Here is a 14,333-nt window from a genome sequence, read left to right as displayed (position 1 = left end):
ACGCGAAGCGCGTCAGGACGCGCCCCGCGCGGGTTACATCAAGCGGCGCCCTGACCTTCGGCCAGGAAGAACCAGGTCTCGAGTACCGAGTCCGGGTTCAGCGAGACGCTCTCGATGCCCTGCTCCATCAGCCACTTGGCGAGGTCAGGGTGGTCCGATGGGCCCTGGCCGCAGATGCCGATGTACTTGCCAGCCTTGTTGCACGCGGCGATGGCATTGGCCAGCAGCTTCTTGACCGCAGGATTTCGCTCGTCGAACAGGTGGGCGATGATCCCCGAGTCGCGGTCCAGGCCCAGGGTAAGCTGGGTCAGGTCGTTGGAGCCGATCGAGAAGCCGTCGAAGTATTCCAGGAACTCTTCGGCGAGGATGGCGTTGGACGGCAGCTCGCACATCATGATCACGCGCAGTCCATTGTCGCCGCGAGCCAGGCCATTCTCGGCGAGCAGGTCGACGACCTGGCTGGCTTCGCCCAGGGTGCGCACGAACGGCACCATGATCTCGACATTGGTCAGGCCCATCTCGTTGCGCACGCGCTTGAGGGCGCGGCACTCGAGCTCGAAGCAGTCACGGAACGACTCGCTGATGTAGCGCGAGGCACCGCGGAAGCCCAGCATCGGGTTTTCTTCTTCAGGCTCGTAGAGCTTGCCGCCGATCAGGTTGGCATACTCGTTGGACTTGAAGTCCGACAGGCGCACGATCACCTTTTTCGGGTAGAAAGCTGCGGCCAGGGTGCTGATGCCCTCGACCAGCTTCTCGACATAGAAGCCCACCGGATCGCTGTAGCCAGCGATGCGCTTGTCGACGCTCTCTTTCAGCTCAGGCGGCAGGCCGGCGTAGTTGAGCAGAGCCTTGGGGTGCACGCCGATCATGCGGTTGATGATGAACTCCAGGCGCGCCAGACCCACGCCCGCATTGGGCAGTTGGGCGAAATCGAAGGCGCGGTCGGGGTTGCCGACGTTCATCATGATCTTGAACGGCAGCTCCGGCATGGCATCCACCGAGTTCTGCTTGACGTCGAAGCCCAGCTCGCCCTCGAAAATGAAGCCGGTGTCGCCTTCGGCGCAGGATACGGTCACGCCCTGGCCATCTTTCAACACCTGGGTGGCGTTGCCGCAACCGACCACGGCCGGGATACCCAGCTCACGGGCGATGATCGCGGCGTGGCAGGTGCGTCCGCCACGGTTGGTGACGATGGCGCTGGCGCGCTTCATGACCGGTTCCCAGTCCGGGTCGGTCATGTCGGAAACCAGTACGTCGCCTGGCTGCACCTTGTCCATCTCGGACACATCGTGGATCACGCGGACCTTGCCGGCGCCGATACGCTGGCCAATGGCGCGACCTTCGACCAATACCGTGCCCTTCTCTTTAAGCAGGTAGCGCTCCATGACATTGGCGCTGGCGCGGCTCTTCACGGTCTCGGGGCGAGCCTGCACGATGTACAGCTTGCCGTCGTCACCGTCCTTGGCCCATTCGATGTCCATCGGGCGCTGGTAGTGCTGCTCGATGATCATCGCCTGCTTGGCGAGTTCGTTGACCTCGGCGTCGCTCAGGCAGAAGCGCGCACGCTCGGCACGGTCGACCTCGACAGTCTTGACCGAACGACCGGCCTTGGCTTCGTCGCCGTAGACCATCTTGATCGCCTTGCTGCCCAGGTTGCGGCGCAGGATGGCCGGGCGGCCTGCCTGCAGGGTGTTCTTGTGCACGTAGAATTCGTCAGGGTTGACCGCACCCTGCACGACGGTTTCACCCAGGCCGTAGGCGCCGGTGATGAACACCACATCGCGGAAGCCCGACTCGGTGTCGAGGGTGAACATGACGCCAGCGGTGCCGGTTTCCGAACGCACCATGCGCTGCACGCCGGCCGACAGGGCGACCAGCTTGTGGTCGAAGCCCTGGTGCACGCGGTAGGAAATGGCGCGGTCGTTGAACAGCGAGGCGAACACTTCCTTGGCCGCGCGGATCACGTTGTCGACGCCACGGATATTGAGGAAGGTTTCCTGCTGGCCGGCGAACGAAGCATCCGGCAAGTCTTCGGCGGTCGCCGAAGAGCGCACGGCCACGGCCATGTTGTCGTTGCCGGCAGCCATTTCGGCGAAGGCGGTGCGGATTTCGGCGTCCAGACGTGCCGGGAAATCGGCCTCCATCACCCACTGGCGAATCTGTGCGCCGGTCTTGGCCAAGGCGTTGACATCGTCGACATCCAGCGCGTCGAGCGCGGCATGGATGCGGTCGTTCAGGCCACTTTGTTCGAGAAAGTCGCGATACGCCTGAGCCGTAGTGGCAAAGCCGCCCGGCACCGATACGCCGGCACCGGCAAGATTACTGATCATCTCGCCCAGGGATGCGTTCTTGCCCCCCACATGCTCCACATCATGGACGCCGAGCTTATCGAGGGAAACTACGTACTCTACCAAGGTGATCTCTCCACTAACTGTATTGGAAAAGCTCAAGGGCGCCCGCCTGTCGACTCTGCGGCTGGGCCGGGACGCTTGTGGCCTGGACCTGGAAAATAAGTGAGAATGCCGAACGACCGCGTTCGGCAAACCGAACCTATCATATCCAGAAACATTCGGCAGCTTAAGGCCTCAGGTGCAAATGAAACGATCCGCGTTCTTCATCTCCGACGGTACCGGCATCACGGCCGAAACACTGGGCCAAAGCCTGCTGGCGCAGTTCGAAAGCATTCCCTTCGCCAAATTCACCCGCCCCTACATCGATACGCTCGACAAGGCGCGCGCCATGGTCCAGCAGATCAATGCCGCGGCCGAGCGCGACGGTGTGCGCCCCATTATCTTCGATACCATCGTCAACCAGGACATCCGCGAGGTCATGGCTACGTCCAATGGCTTCATGATCGACATCTTTTCGACGTTTTTATCCCCGCTCGAGCAGGAATTGACCGCCCATTCGTCGTATTCCGTGGGCAAATCACACTCGATCGGTGGCAATTCCAACTACATGGAGCGCATCGAGGCAGTCAACTTCGCCCTGGACAACGACGATGGTGCGCGCACCCATTACTACGACAAGGCCGACCTGATCCTGGTGGGTGTGTCGCGCTGCGGCAAGACACCAACCTGCCTGTACATGGCCATGCAGTTCGGCATCCGCGCCGCCAACTACCCGCTGACCGAAGACGACATGGAGCGCCTGCAGTTGCCAGCGGTGCTGAAAAAGCACCACAACAAGCTGTTCGGCCTGACCATCGACCCCGACCGCCTGACCGCCATTCGCCACGAACGCAAACCCAACAGCCGCTATTCGAGCTTTGCCCAGTGCGAATTCGAAGTGCGCGAGGTGGAGAACCTGTTCCGCCGGGAGAACATTCCCAACATCAACTCCACGCATTTTTCGGTGGAAGAGATTTCGGCGAAGATTCTCGTGGAGAAAGGCGTGGAGCGGCGGTTCAAGTAAGATCGGCGGAAGCCTTTTAGCGGGCAAGTCGCAGCGGCGAGCCACAGCCCACAGGGCCGCTAGAGACGAACAAAAAAGCCCCGGCATTGCTGCCGGGGCTTTTTCATTTCAGGGCCAAGGTCAGGATGGAATCACCACCGACTGCCCACTCAGCGCCAGGTCGACCAGCTCGCGGTTGGCCACCGCGTACATCGCATAGTCGGTGCCTGTGGCGTTGCGCAGGTCGTCCAGCATGGCGCGCCAGCGCTCGACCATCACCCGGTGCTGCTCGGCCCACAGGGCCACGCGGGCGTCCATGTCGTCCGGTGCATCGGCCATCTGCAACACGGAAATGGTGATCGCGCGCTGCTGCAGGTCGATGTCGTCGCGGAACGCTTCGCGGGCCAGGGCCTGCCAGTTGTTCTCCACTGGCAGGTTGCTGATTTCCTGCAGGTACCAGGTCAGGTCGAGCGCGCTGCCCACGGCGAAGAACGCCTTGGCCACCTGCGCCGGATCGTGACCGGTGACATCCGAAGCTTCGATGATCGGCAGCAGAGTGTACAGGTGAGTAGTGCCTGCCACCATGCGCGCCAGCAACTCCGGCACCCCGGCTTCGACGAAGCCCTGGTAGCGCGCCTGCCAGCGTTCGCGGGTCGGCCCTTCCAGCAGTTCGTCGAGCTTGAGCCCCAGTTGCGCGATCTTCGGCCCGAAATGGGCAGCGTCACGACCGGCATCCTGCTCGTTGCGACGGCTGCGCAGGAACCAGCGGGTGGCACGACGTCCCAGGCGCATCAGCTCGTCCATGAGGGTCAGCTGGATCTCGGCGGGCACCTGGTAGTCCAGGGCCTCGATCTGGCGGAACCAGTGCGGCAGGTGGAAGATGTCGCGCACGATCACATACGCACCGGCAACGTTGGCCGGGCTCATGCCGGTGGACTCCTTCAGGCGCTGCACGAAGGTGATGCCCATGTTGTTGACCAGGTCGTTGGCGATCTGGTTGCTGACGATCTCGCGCTTGAGGCGGTGACGGCGCATGGCCTCGGCGAACTTGCTGACCAGTGACGGCGGGAACGCCGTCTCCATGTCACGGGTCAGGTAGTCGTCGTCCGGCACCAGCGACTTGAGCAGTTGCTCCTTGAGATCGATCTTGCTGTACGAGATCAGCACCGACAGCTCGGCACGGGTCAGGCCCTGGCCGGCCGCCAGGCGTTCGGCCAGTTGCTCTTCGGTCGGCAGGAACTCGATGGCGCGGTCCAGCTTGCCCCGCGACTCGAGGTCGGCCATCAGGCGCTTGTACTCGGCGATCCGCTCGCGGGCGCGGCGGGCCGCAAGCGACAGGGCCTGGGTCTGCTTGTAGTTGTTGCCGAGCACCAGCGAGGAAACTTCCTCGGTCATGCTGCCCAGCAGCTGGTTGCGCTGCTTCTCGGTCATGTCGCCAGCCTGCACCACTTCGTTGAGCAGGATCTTGATGTTGACCTCGTGGTCGGAGCAGTCCACGCCACCGGCGTTGTCGATGAAGTCGGTGTTGGTGGCGCCGCCATGCAGGCCGAACTCGACGCGACCGAGCTGGGTCATGCCAAGGTTGCCGCCCTCGCCCACCACCTTGCAGCGCAGCTCGTTGCCGTTGACGCGCAGGGCGTCGTTGGCCTTGTCGCCGACATCGGCGTGGCTTTCGCTGCTGGCCTTGACGTAGGTGCCGATGCCGCCATTCCACAGCAGGTCGACCGGCGCCTGCAGCAATGCATGCAGCAGTTCGGTCGGGGTAAGGCGGTCGGCTTCGATGGCGAAGCGTTCCTTCATCTGCGGGCTGATGGCGATGCTCTTGGCGCTACGCGGGAAGATCCCGCCGCCTTCGGACATGATCGCGCTGTTGTAGTCGGTCCAGGCCGAACGCGGCAGCTCGAACAGGCGCTTGCGCTCGGCGAAGCTGGTGGCCGGGTCCGGATTCGGGTCGACGAAGATGTGCAGGTGGTTGAATGCGGCTACCAGTTGCAGCTTGTCGGACATCAGCAGGCCGTTGCCGAACACGTCGCCGGCCATGTCGCCGATGCCGACCACGGTGATCGGATCTTCCTGCACGTTGATGCCGCGCTCACGGAAGTGGCGCTGCACGCCCACCCAGGCGCCACGGGCAGTGATGCCCATGCCTTTATGGTCGTAGCCAGCCGAACCACCGGAGGCGAAGGCATCGCCGAGCCAGAAGCCGTAGTCGTTGGCGATGCCGTTGGCGATGTCGGAGAAAGTCGCGGTGCCTTTGTCTGCAGCTACTACCAGGTAGGGGTCGTCGTCGTCATGACGCACCACGTTGGCCGGCGGCACCACCCCACCGTCCTTGAGGTTGTCGGTGATGTCGAGCAGGCCACTGATGAAGATGCGGTAGCAGGCGATACCCTCGGCGGCGATCTCGTCGCGGCCGCCACCCAGTGGCAGGCGACGCGGCAGGAAGCCGCCCTTGGCGCCGACCGGCACGATCACCGAGTTCTTCACCTGCTGCGCCTTGACCAGGCCCAGCACTTCGGTGCGGTAGTCTTCCTCGCGGTCCGACCAGCGCAGGCCGCCGCGGGCGACGTTGCCAAAGCGCAGGTGCACGCCTTCGACCCGCGGCGAATAGACGAAGATCTCGAATTTCGGTACGGGCTTGGGCAGCTCGGGAATCAGGCGCGGGTTGAACTTGAAGCTGAAGTACGACTTGCTCTGGCCAGCGGCGTCGGGCTGGTAGAAGTTGGTGCGCAGGGTGGCCTTGATCAGGTCCAGGTAGCGACGCAGGATGCGGTCCTCGTTGAGCACCTGGACGTCGTCCAGGGCGGTGAGGATCGCCTGCTCCAGGCGCTGCTGCTTGTCGTCCAGGTCATCCTGGCCGAGCTTGCGCGCGAGGTAGAAGCGGGTCTTGAACAACCGCGTCAGCTCGCGGGCGATGTCGGTGTGGTTGTTCAGGGTGCTGGCGATGTAGCCCAGATCGAAGCCCAGGCGGATCTGCTTCATGTAGCGGGCATAGGCGCGCAGCAGTGCCACATCGCGCCATGGCAGGCCAGCGGTGAGCACCAGGCGGTTGAACGCGTCGTTCTCGGCGTCGCCCTTGACGATGTGGATGAAGGCATCCTGCAGGGTGTCGTTGAGCTGCTGCAGGTCCAGGTTCAGGCCTTCGCTGTAGGTGAAGGCGAAGTCATGGATCCAGAACTCGCGACCGTTGGCGTGGCGCAGGCGGTACGGGAATTCACCCAGCACGCGCAGGCCGAGGTTCTCCAGGATCGGCAGCACGTCGGACAGCGCCAGCGGCGTGTCGGCGTGGTACAGCTTGCAGTGCAGCTGGCGCTCGCCCAGTTGGGTGAGTGGCTGGTAGAAGCTCATGGCCAGCGGCTTGGCTTCGGACAATGCCAGCACATGCTGCATGTCCACCACCGCCGAATGCGCAGCGAAGCGCTCGCGGTAACCCGCCGGGAAGCCCTTGGGGAAGTCGGCGAGGATGTTGGTGCCCTGGGCTTCGCCGAAGTTCTCCACCACCAGCGCCGAGAAGTCGTCCTGCCACGAGCGGCAGGCCTGGATCACTTCGTTTTCCAGCTGCTGCGGGTCGATGTCGATGCGGTTCTTCGGGTCGACCCGCAGGATCAACTGCACACGTGCCAGCACCGACTCGGAGAAGAAGGTCCAGAACTCACAGTCGGTAGCCTTCAGGCGCTCCATCAGCACCTGCTGGATCTTCTGGCGCACTTCGGTGGAGTAGATTTCACGCGGTACGTAGGCCAGGCAGTAGCAGAAGCGTCCGTACGGGTCCTTGCGCAGGAACACGCGGATCTTGTTGCGCTCCTGGATCTGCACGATCGACATGACGGTGTTGAACAGCTCGTCGATCGGGGTCTGGAACAGGTCGTCGCGCGGCAGCACTTCGAGCACCTGCGTGAGTTCCTTGCCCAGGTGCGCCTTGGGATCGAAGTGCGAACGGCGCTCGATCTCGGCGACTTTCCCGCGGATGTACGGGATGGTGTACACGCTTTCACCGTACACCGTCGAGGTGTACAGGCCCATGAAGCGGCATTCCTTGATGACCTTGCCATCGGCATCGATCTGGCGAATCGACACGTAGTCCGGGTAAGCCGGACGGTGCACGCGGCTTGGTTGCGAAGCCTTGGCGAACGACAGCAGGCGCGGCTCGCGCAGGTAGCTGACGGCGTAGTCCTCGATGCGCAGGTCTTCATTGCTCAGGCCGCTGCGCAGCACGCGCGGCAGGCCGAGGAAGGACGATTCGTCGTAGACCAGGCTGCCGCCGGCAGCGTCGGACTCGACCACGAACTCTTCATAGCCGAGGAAGGTGAAGTGGTTGTCCAGCAGCCAGGTGAGGAAGCTCTGCACCTCGGCCTTGTCGTTCTGCGCCGGGCCGAAGGCGTTTTCGCCCACCAGCGCCAGCAGGTCGCGGACCTTGGCCTTCATCGGGTCGAAGTCGGCGACGACGACGCGCACATCGGCCAGTACCAGCTCCAGCTCGCGGGTCAGGCTGGTCAGCTCGGCGGCATTGGCGCAGCGGTCGATCTCCAGGTACATCAGCGACTCGTGGCTGACGCCTTCACCCTGGGTGCCCTTGGGCAGCAGTTCGAGCAGCTCGCCCTTCGGCCCGCGGCGGGCGCTGAGCACGGTGGTCTGCAGGGTGTGGATGCTGTAGCCGCGGCGGTTGAGTTCGGTGCGTACCGAGTCGACCAGGAACGGCAGGTCATGGTGCAGGACTTCGACCACGGTGTGCGTGGACTGCCAGCCGTGGCGTTCGTAGTCAGGGTTGTAGACCCGCACTTGCGCAGTGTTCGGGTCGAAGCGCTCGATGGTGCGCCAGGCAGAGAGGGTGCAGCCGGCCAGGTCGGACAGCCGACGCTGGGTGAGTTCGTCCAGAGAGATGATGCCGAAGAACTGTTCGGCGAACAGCGCCACTTGTGGCAGGGACTGCTCGCTGATGTGCTGCGCCAGGGCCGCCTGCAGTTGATGCTGGAAGTCGGCTTTGCTGGCTGCGGTGAAAAACGCCATCTGTGGTACTCCGCTTGGGCTTTGTTATAGGTGAAGCGTCGTGTACGTGCGCCATGTACGGATCAACGATAGTCAACCCGTAGCAGGAAGACGGTAAAACCAAGGCGTAGGACGCTTCCTTCGCGTCCATGTTCCAGGGATGGGCAGCTGCAAAGACGACTGCCGGTGGCTGTGTCTTTACGGTTGTCCATCAACTGGGCAGCTTAACGACTGAGCGGTCATCCCGGCTTGCAGCGCTGCGACATATTCGGTCAAAGGGCGGTAACATTGCGTTTATGCGCAAGGCCCAGACTGGCACAATCGCATTTCATTTCCTTGAACCGAGCTGCCCATGCAACTGAAAACCGCCCTGCTCTTCGCCACCCCCTGCGATGACGAGGAAGACAACATGGCGACCCTGTGCTGCCACAGCGACAAGGGCCAGATGTTCCTGCTCACCCGCTATCCGGACGAAGACACCGTCGATCTCACGCTGGACGACGAACCGTCGACGCTGGACGGGCTGAAAGTGACCTTGAGTGCCGAGCGCCTGCTGATCGAGGTTTCACCAGGGGATCGGGATGCACTCAGGGGTGATGAATCGCTGGAGATCCTGCTTACGTCGGCCGGAAGCGATCTGGAGGAAGTGGCGCTGACGCTGCGCAATATTCTCGAGGGAACGGGGACGTTCGTTTCCGAGATCTGAGACGGCGCTCCCGTTGCGGGTCAGCCCGCACAGGGGTAAGCAAGCATCGACAGCGCACACAACAAAGGCGACCCAAGGGTCGCCTTTGTGTACTTGCCGATCAGCGCGACAACCTCACCCATTTGATTTAGCGAGAACAGTCCACATGCAGCCAGTCATACAACACCCTTGGGATATAACCCCAAGCGAGGCTATCGATCTACAGATACGACTATCTAAACTTGTAGTCAAGCAAGATCAGCTTGGGCCTATTTCTAGTATCGCAGGCATTGATGTCGCCTACCACAAAGAAAACGATACACTCATAGCCTCTATTGTTGTGGTTGACGCAGAAAGCCTGGAAATCATCGAAGAGCATGCATGGTCGGGTACGACTTCGTTTCCCTATGTGCCTGGTCTTTTTTCGTTTAGAGAACTACCTTCTATCGTAAAGCTCTTATCGGCTATAACCCACCGACCTGACCTGATCATCTGCGACGGGCAAGGTATAGCTCACCCTCGTCGGTTTGGCTTGGCATCGCATTTGGGGGTACTTTATGACATACCTACTATTGGATGCGGAAAAAGTCGCTTCATTGGTGAATACGCACCTCCGCTTAATGAAAGGGGATGCCAATCAGGCCTGTTCGACGGCGACAAACTGATCGGGGCCGCGCTCAGGACTCAAAAAAATGTAAAACCCGTGTTCGTTTCAATCGGCCACCGAATCTCCCTTGAAACTGCCTGTCACTGGGTATTGAATGCAACACGCCACTATCGACTACCAGAAACGACCCGGCTTGCAGATCGATACGGAAGGCAATTCTACGAACAGAACAAACACCCCATCACCCTTCCAAACTAACCTTCCGATTATTTAAATATACGTCACATTCGGGACAAAGTACCTGAAACTGGACGCACCCTTCACGCCACCAGTCAACGCAATCCTTAGCGACCACAACTTTCAATACACTCAACTGCTGATAATTTTTCAAACACTGCAGAATTTCCGGTGTACCATTGACACCATCCAGCTCTAACTCTCTGATACAGCGCTCATTGCCCCCCATAAAGATGTAATCAACCACAGCCTTGTCAATACCATCTCCAATGAGTGAAACCCGGGACGCATACTTAAGAGAGGAGAGCTCCGCTTTATCACGCAACACAGGAAACCTTATGCACCCGATCACTTGCGGTAGTTTAGAAAAATAGTCACCCAACAGAGTCAACCGCGTCAGACCTTCCAATGAAAATATCAAGGAAAACATGAAAATATTATTCTGGTGAACCGTCATCGCTTCCAGTCCACCGCCTTCGAACCACCCATAACTCTGTGGAACATCCTCCCCGATCTCGACAGTTCGCAACTGTCCATCTGGGAAATATGTTACTTCCTCTATCACCCAGCCATATTCATACAAGCGCTCGCTGACACATACATCACCACTGAACTCATAGGAAAATCCATTGTAGACACTATCCCCCCAATAAAACTGCTCCCCCGTATAGTCTCGCTCCATTTCGATACTATTACGCACCTCCCCAATAATAAACTCGCTGCGGTAGCCATCAACATAGCGGCCATCTTCATACATACCTCCTCCAACCACATGACCATTCGAGAACTCCAACGCTCCCCCGGTATAGGGTACGCCCCGAAAAGTCCACAATCCGCCCTGGTTGCTTATCGCATTTCTTTTGATAATCATCAGAGCTTCCTTCCGGTAATCACATCGGCATCCTTCAGTAAACCGCTACAGTTCGAGCACGCCTCGAATTTATCCACCTGCCCCGCTTCGGTGCCAGCTTGTAGGTGGCCACTTTCACATCATCAATTGATACCTTGGGGTACCGAGTCCTTATTCCCACTATACTGAAAGGGATCTTTTGACCAGATTACGCTGTTGAGTAAAATGGAGCCCGCTTCAGTGGCACGCCCTGCTGCTTTTGCCCGATTAGTTAGAATAGGAAGAGATCAGAGCCTTTGCGATTATACCTTCCGCGGTGCAACTGGATGCCAGTTCAGCCAACTCATCCATCGAGATCAAATTTGAGTTTAAGTACTCGTAAAAACCCTCTTGAAGCTCTGATTTTTTCACAGCAACAACGCCAAATTCCTCATATGCGCTTTCGAAGGCAACCCATTTGCACGCGCTATCGCATAAAACTATTGGATAACCAACTGTTCCATCAAAAAAATTTTCAAACCTTTTACTCAAATAACGAACATCTTTCTCTAAATCGTTTCCATCGAAGGAAAAACAAGAGTTACTTAATCGCTCATCACCTGAAAACTTTATAAAAACATCTGACTTAAAACTGGAAAGGCTATTCGATACCAATCCCGAAAAAATTTCAGAAAAGCAGAGCAATGGTCTCTCAAAAAACCAAAACAGAAATCCACCACCAACGAAAACATTCGCCGGCAAGTCTTTATTAAAATCTATGACACCTGACAGCCTATCAAGAAAAGAATTCAAATCTTTATCTTCAACGTTCAAAACAGTCACGACTACTCTCCTGAAAACCTGATTTTCGCAGTTGGTTTTTTCACCCCTTCTATAGTCAACGACGCGGACGGCTGCCCTGTGGACGTTGAAGATGGATAGAATCGATAGGTTTTCCCTCCATTAGTTAACACAGTAACTGAGCCATCTTGAGAAATTGTCTTTTTATAACCATTAGACTCAAGAGTCTTTATGGCGCTGCTCTGAGTAATGTTCGCCTCTATCTGTCCTGCACTATTCCGCGTAGCTTTCGGCAAAAACTCAATCGATGTTGCTTTTGTCCCTGCAAGATAGTCCACTGCCCGCTGAACCTGCGCAAGCTCCGCACGTTCAGGTACTCCAACAGGCCTAGACCCGGCCTGTTTACCTGCAGCAGCGCCACCAACAAGCCCCAGGCGGTCCAGCGTAGGCGCCCATTCGTTCAGGACTTTACTCAGGCGCGCATAGCTGTCAATCGAGCGCTCCAATAGAGCTGTCTTGTATGTTTCGCACCTAGCCGTCGTACACTGGACAGACATCAGTGTGTCTATGCTTTGGGCGATCTGAAGCGATTTCTCCTTGGCTCTTTGAGGCCCGTAAGTATTCTGGGCATCCTCTACGTTACGCAAGCTCTCGTCGTCGTATTTCTCTTTTATCCACTTGTCCGTCTGACAGCTTTCGTCCGTACCACAGCCATTCATGTCTTTGGCAAAAGCCAGGACATCCAGGTGTTCCAGATAGTTGTATTGCGTGCCGTTCTTGGCGACCCATGCGGCTTTGTCCAACGAACTGGCATCGGCATCCTCCTGGCTTGCCGCCGCCAGCACCCCGACGATCTGCGAGCTCATGGTCAGCAGGTTTTCATTTCCTCCAACCAGCTTGTCGAGCTGTACCACCAGCGCTTCATTCGCGCCCCCCGCCAAAGCACCCGTTCTGAAGTCACCGCCAGTGGCCTTCGACAGCAAGCCACCCACCATCGCATGGATGGCAATCTTGGGGAGGCTGCCGTTCTCGATGCCGAACTGCTTGGTGTAATCCCCCACCGCATTGAAACTGGCTGCCGCCAGCGTATTGAACAGCGCGCTTTTCAACGCATCGCTGGCACTGCCGCCCTGCCCAAGGGCCTTGCTCAGCAGCAGGGAGGTGCCATTCTGCAACGTCTGGTTGGCTGCGAACTGACCTACGCCTTTGATCGTGTTCAGTTCGGGCCCAAGGACTTTGCCCGTGACTGGGTCAGTTTTCGTTCCCGTCCAGCCATCGAAATAGGCCGCTGTCAGACCTGCAGCCACACCCGAAATGACATAGCCTTTCATCGCATCGGAGGAGGTCACATCCTTGACCACAGCCCCCAGATTGCCTCGATTATTGACGACGCTTACCGAAGCATTGGTCGCAGCGCCCGTGGCAACGGCCCCGACGGCGGCTCCAGCGACACCGCCGTTGGCCCAAGCCGCTGCGGCAGGGCCGACGACGGCCGCCATGACGATCGCAATCGCGAGCTGAGCAGCCGGCCCCAGCCCCGAATTGCTGTACTTGAACGAGTCGTGGATTTCCTTGACCTGACGCCAGTCCACGCCACCTTGTGCTTCGACCTGCTTGAGCCAGGCCAGCTTGGGATCGGCCTTGACCATGGCATCGATGGACTCGCTCACCGTCTGCTGGTTGACCTGGCGCACATCCACATGAATCTTGCCAACGGCATTGATCACCAGGTCGCCTTTGGCGACCAGCTCGCTCTGGCGAACCGTTTCATCCGTACGGCCCTCGCCCTTCATGCTGAACCAGCCAACGTTGGACTTGCTCTTCTCGTGACTCTCCTGATGCAGGTCCTTGACCGCCTCGAACGTCACCGCGCCGCCACTATCAATGGTCAGATCAGCACCCGAGGCGAGCTTCGCCCCCTGGTACAACTGATCGCCGCCGCTCTTGAGCGTCAGGTCGCCACCGCTGCTGACTTCGCTGCCCACCGCCTTGACGTCGGTGACTTCGTCGCGCTGGGTCTGCTTGCTGCCCCAGCCGCCTTTCTTGCTCATGTCGTACAGCGAGTACTGGCTGTCGTTGGCCGCCAACAGCTCCAGCTTGTCGCCCGCCACCAGGTAGGCTTCCTCGCCGGCGCTGACTTTGCTCGCCACGAGGCGCAGGTCACGTCCGGCGTCGATGGCCAGGTCGCCGCCGGCCTTCACCACGGCAGACTGCTGCTCGACGTCATCCTCCTGTCGCTCGTACTTGGTCTTGCCCTTCTTGCCCTTGGCGTAGCTGTGCTCCTCGTTCGCCGCAGCAGCCAGGGTCACGTCGCGGCCGGCCTGCAGGGCCAGGTCGCGGCGTGCCTCGACTTCGCTGGCAACGATGCTCAGGTCCTGACCTGCCGTGGCGGTGAGGTTGCCACCTGCGCTGATCTCGCTGCCGTACTGGGTGATGCTGGTGTCGTGGCCGCTGACACGGCGGCGTTGATACTCGTGGCTGTCGACGCCTTCCTGGCTGACGATGGACAGGTCGCGACCGGCATCCAGCCTGATATCGCCACCCGCCTTGACCACCCCACCCACGTTGCCGATATCGCGCCCGGCGGTGACGGTCAGGTCGTTCGCCGCCTCGATGCGTGCTGCAGTGTCGACCAGGTCCTTGGTCACATGCTCGCCACCGGCCCGGCCTTCCAGGCGGGTAACGCTGCGTTCGTTGATCACATCGCCGGTCAGCGCGGTCAGGCTCACTTCACGACCGGCGATGATCCCGCCCTGGGCGTTGCGGATCGAGTCGGTGGCGAGCATGTCCAGGCG

At 59.6% G+C, this 14,333-nt stretch carries 8 protein-coding genes; 3 read left to right on the top strand and 5 right to left on the bottom strand.

Annotated elements, in window-relative coordinates; translation table 11 throughout:
* Positions 1–38: 38 nt before the first annotated feature.
* Positions 39–2,414: a phosphoenolpyruvate synthase gene (gene ppsA, locus F6X62_RS05455; RefSeq protein WP_054892474.1), complete on the bottom strand. Its 2,376-nt coding sequence runs from the start codon at positions 2,412–2,414 to the stop codon at positions 39–41.
* 181 nt (positions 2,415–2,595) lie between these two features.
* Here ppsA and F6X62_RS05450 point away from each other — a divergent pair, with 181 nt between their 5' ends.
* Positions 2,596–3,414, top strand: a complete 819-nt coding sequence (locus tag F6X62_RS05450; protein WP_054892475.1) for a pyruvate, water dikinase regulatory protein — start codon at positions 2,596–2,598, stop codon at positions 3,412–3,414.
* 120 nt (positions 3,415–3,534) lie between these two features.
* On the opposite strand, the gene F6X62_RS05445 is transcribed toward F6X62_RS05450, so the two are convergent.
* A complete protein-coding gene (locus F6X62_RS05445; RefSeq protein ID WP_063543985.1) occupies positions 3,535–8,400 on the bottom strand; it encodes an NAD-glutamate dehydrogenase in 4,866 nt (1,621 codons plus the stop codon).
* Between the two features lie 331 nt (positions 8,401–8,731).
* On the opposite strand from F6X62_RS05445, the gene F6X62_RS05440 reads away from it, so the two are divergent.
* The gene (locus tag F6X62_RS05440; protein WP_063543983.1) at positions 8,732–9,085 is read left to right on the top strand and encodes a hypothetical protein; all 354 of its coding nucleotides are present in this window, start codon (positions 8,732–8,734) and stop codon (positions 9,083–9,085) included.
* A 145-nt stretch (positions 9,086–9,230) separates the two neighbouring features.
* The gene (gene nfi, locus F6X62_RS05435; protein ID WP_153772906.1) at positions 9,231–9,929 is read left to right on the top strand and encodes a deoxyribonuclease V; all 699 of its coding nucleotides are present in this window, start codon (positions 9,231–9,233) and stop codon (positions 9,927–9,929) included.
* Here nfi and F6X62_RS05430 read toward each other — a convergent pair.
* From F6X62_RS05430 to F6X62_RS05420, 3 genes are all read right to left on the bottom strand, one after another.
* Entirely contained in the window at positions 9,913–10,779 is an 867-nt protein-coding gene (locus F6X62_RS05430; protein ID WP_153772905.1) for a hypothetical protein, read from the bottom strand. The two genes, nfi and F6X62_RS05430, sit on opposite strands and share 17 nt — an antisense overlap.
* A 246-nt stretch (positions 10,780–11,025) precedes the next feature.
* A complete protein-coding gene (locus F6X62_RS05425) occupies positions 11,026–11,580 on the bottom strand; it encodes a hypothetical protein (RefSeq protein WP_153772904.1) in 555 nt (184 codons plus the stop codon).
* Positions 11,581–11,582: 2 nt separating this feature from the next.
* A partial coding sequence (locus F6X62_RS05420) for a DUF637 domain-containing protein (RefSeq protein ID WP_178117525.1) occupies positions 11,583–14,333 on the bottom strand: 2,751 nt, incomplete at its 5' end.

This window comes from Pseudomonas sp. MNR3A (assembly GCF_009650575.1).
Classification (GTDB): domain Bacteria; phylum Pseudomonadota; class Gammaproteobacteria; order Pseudomonadales; family Pseudomonadaceae; genus Aquipseudomonas; species Aquipseudomonas machongensis.
Note: the sequence above shows the minus strand (reverse complement) of the source record. Positions and strands in the feature narration are given on the sequence as shown.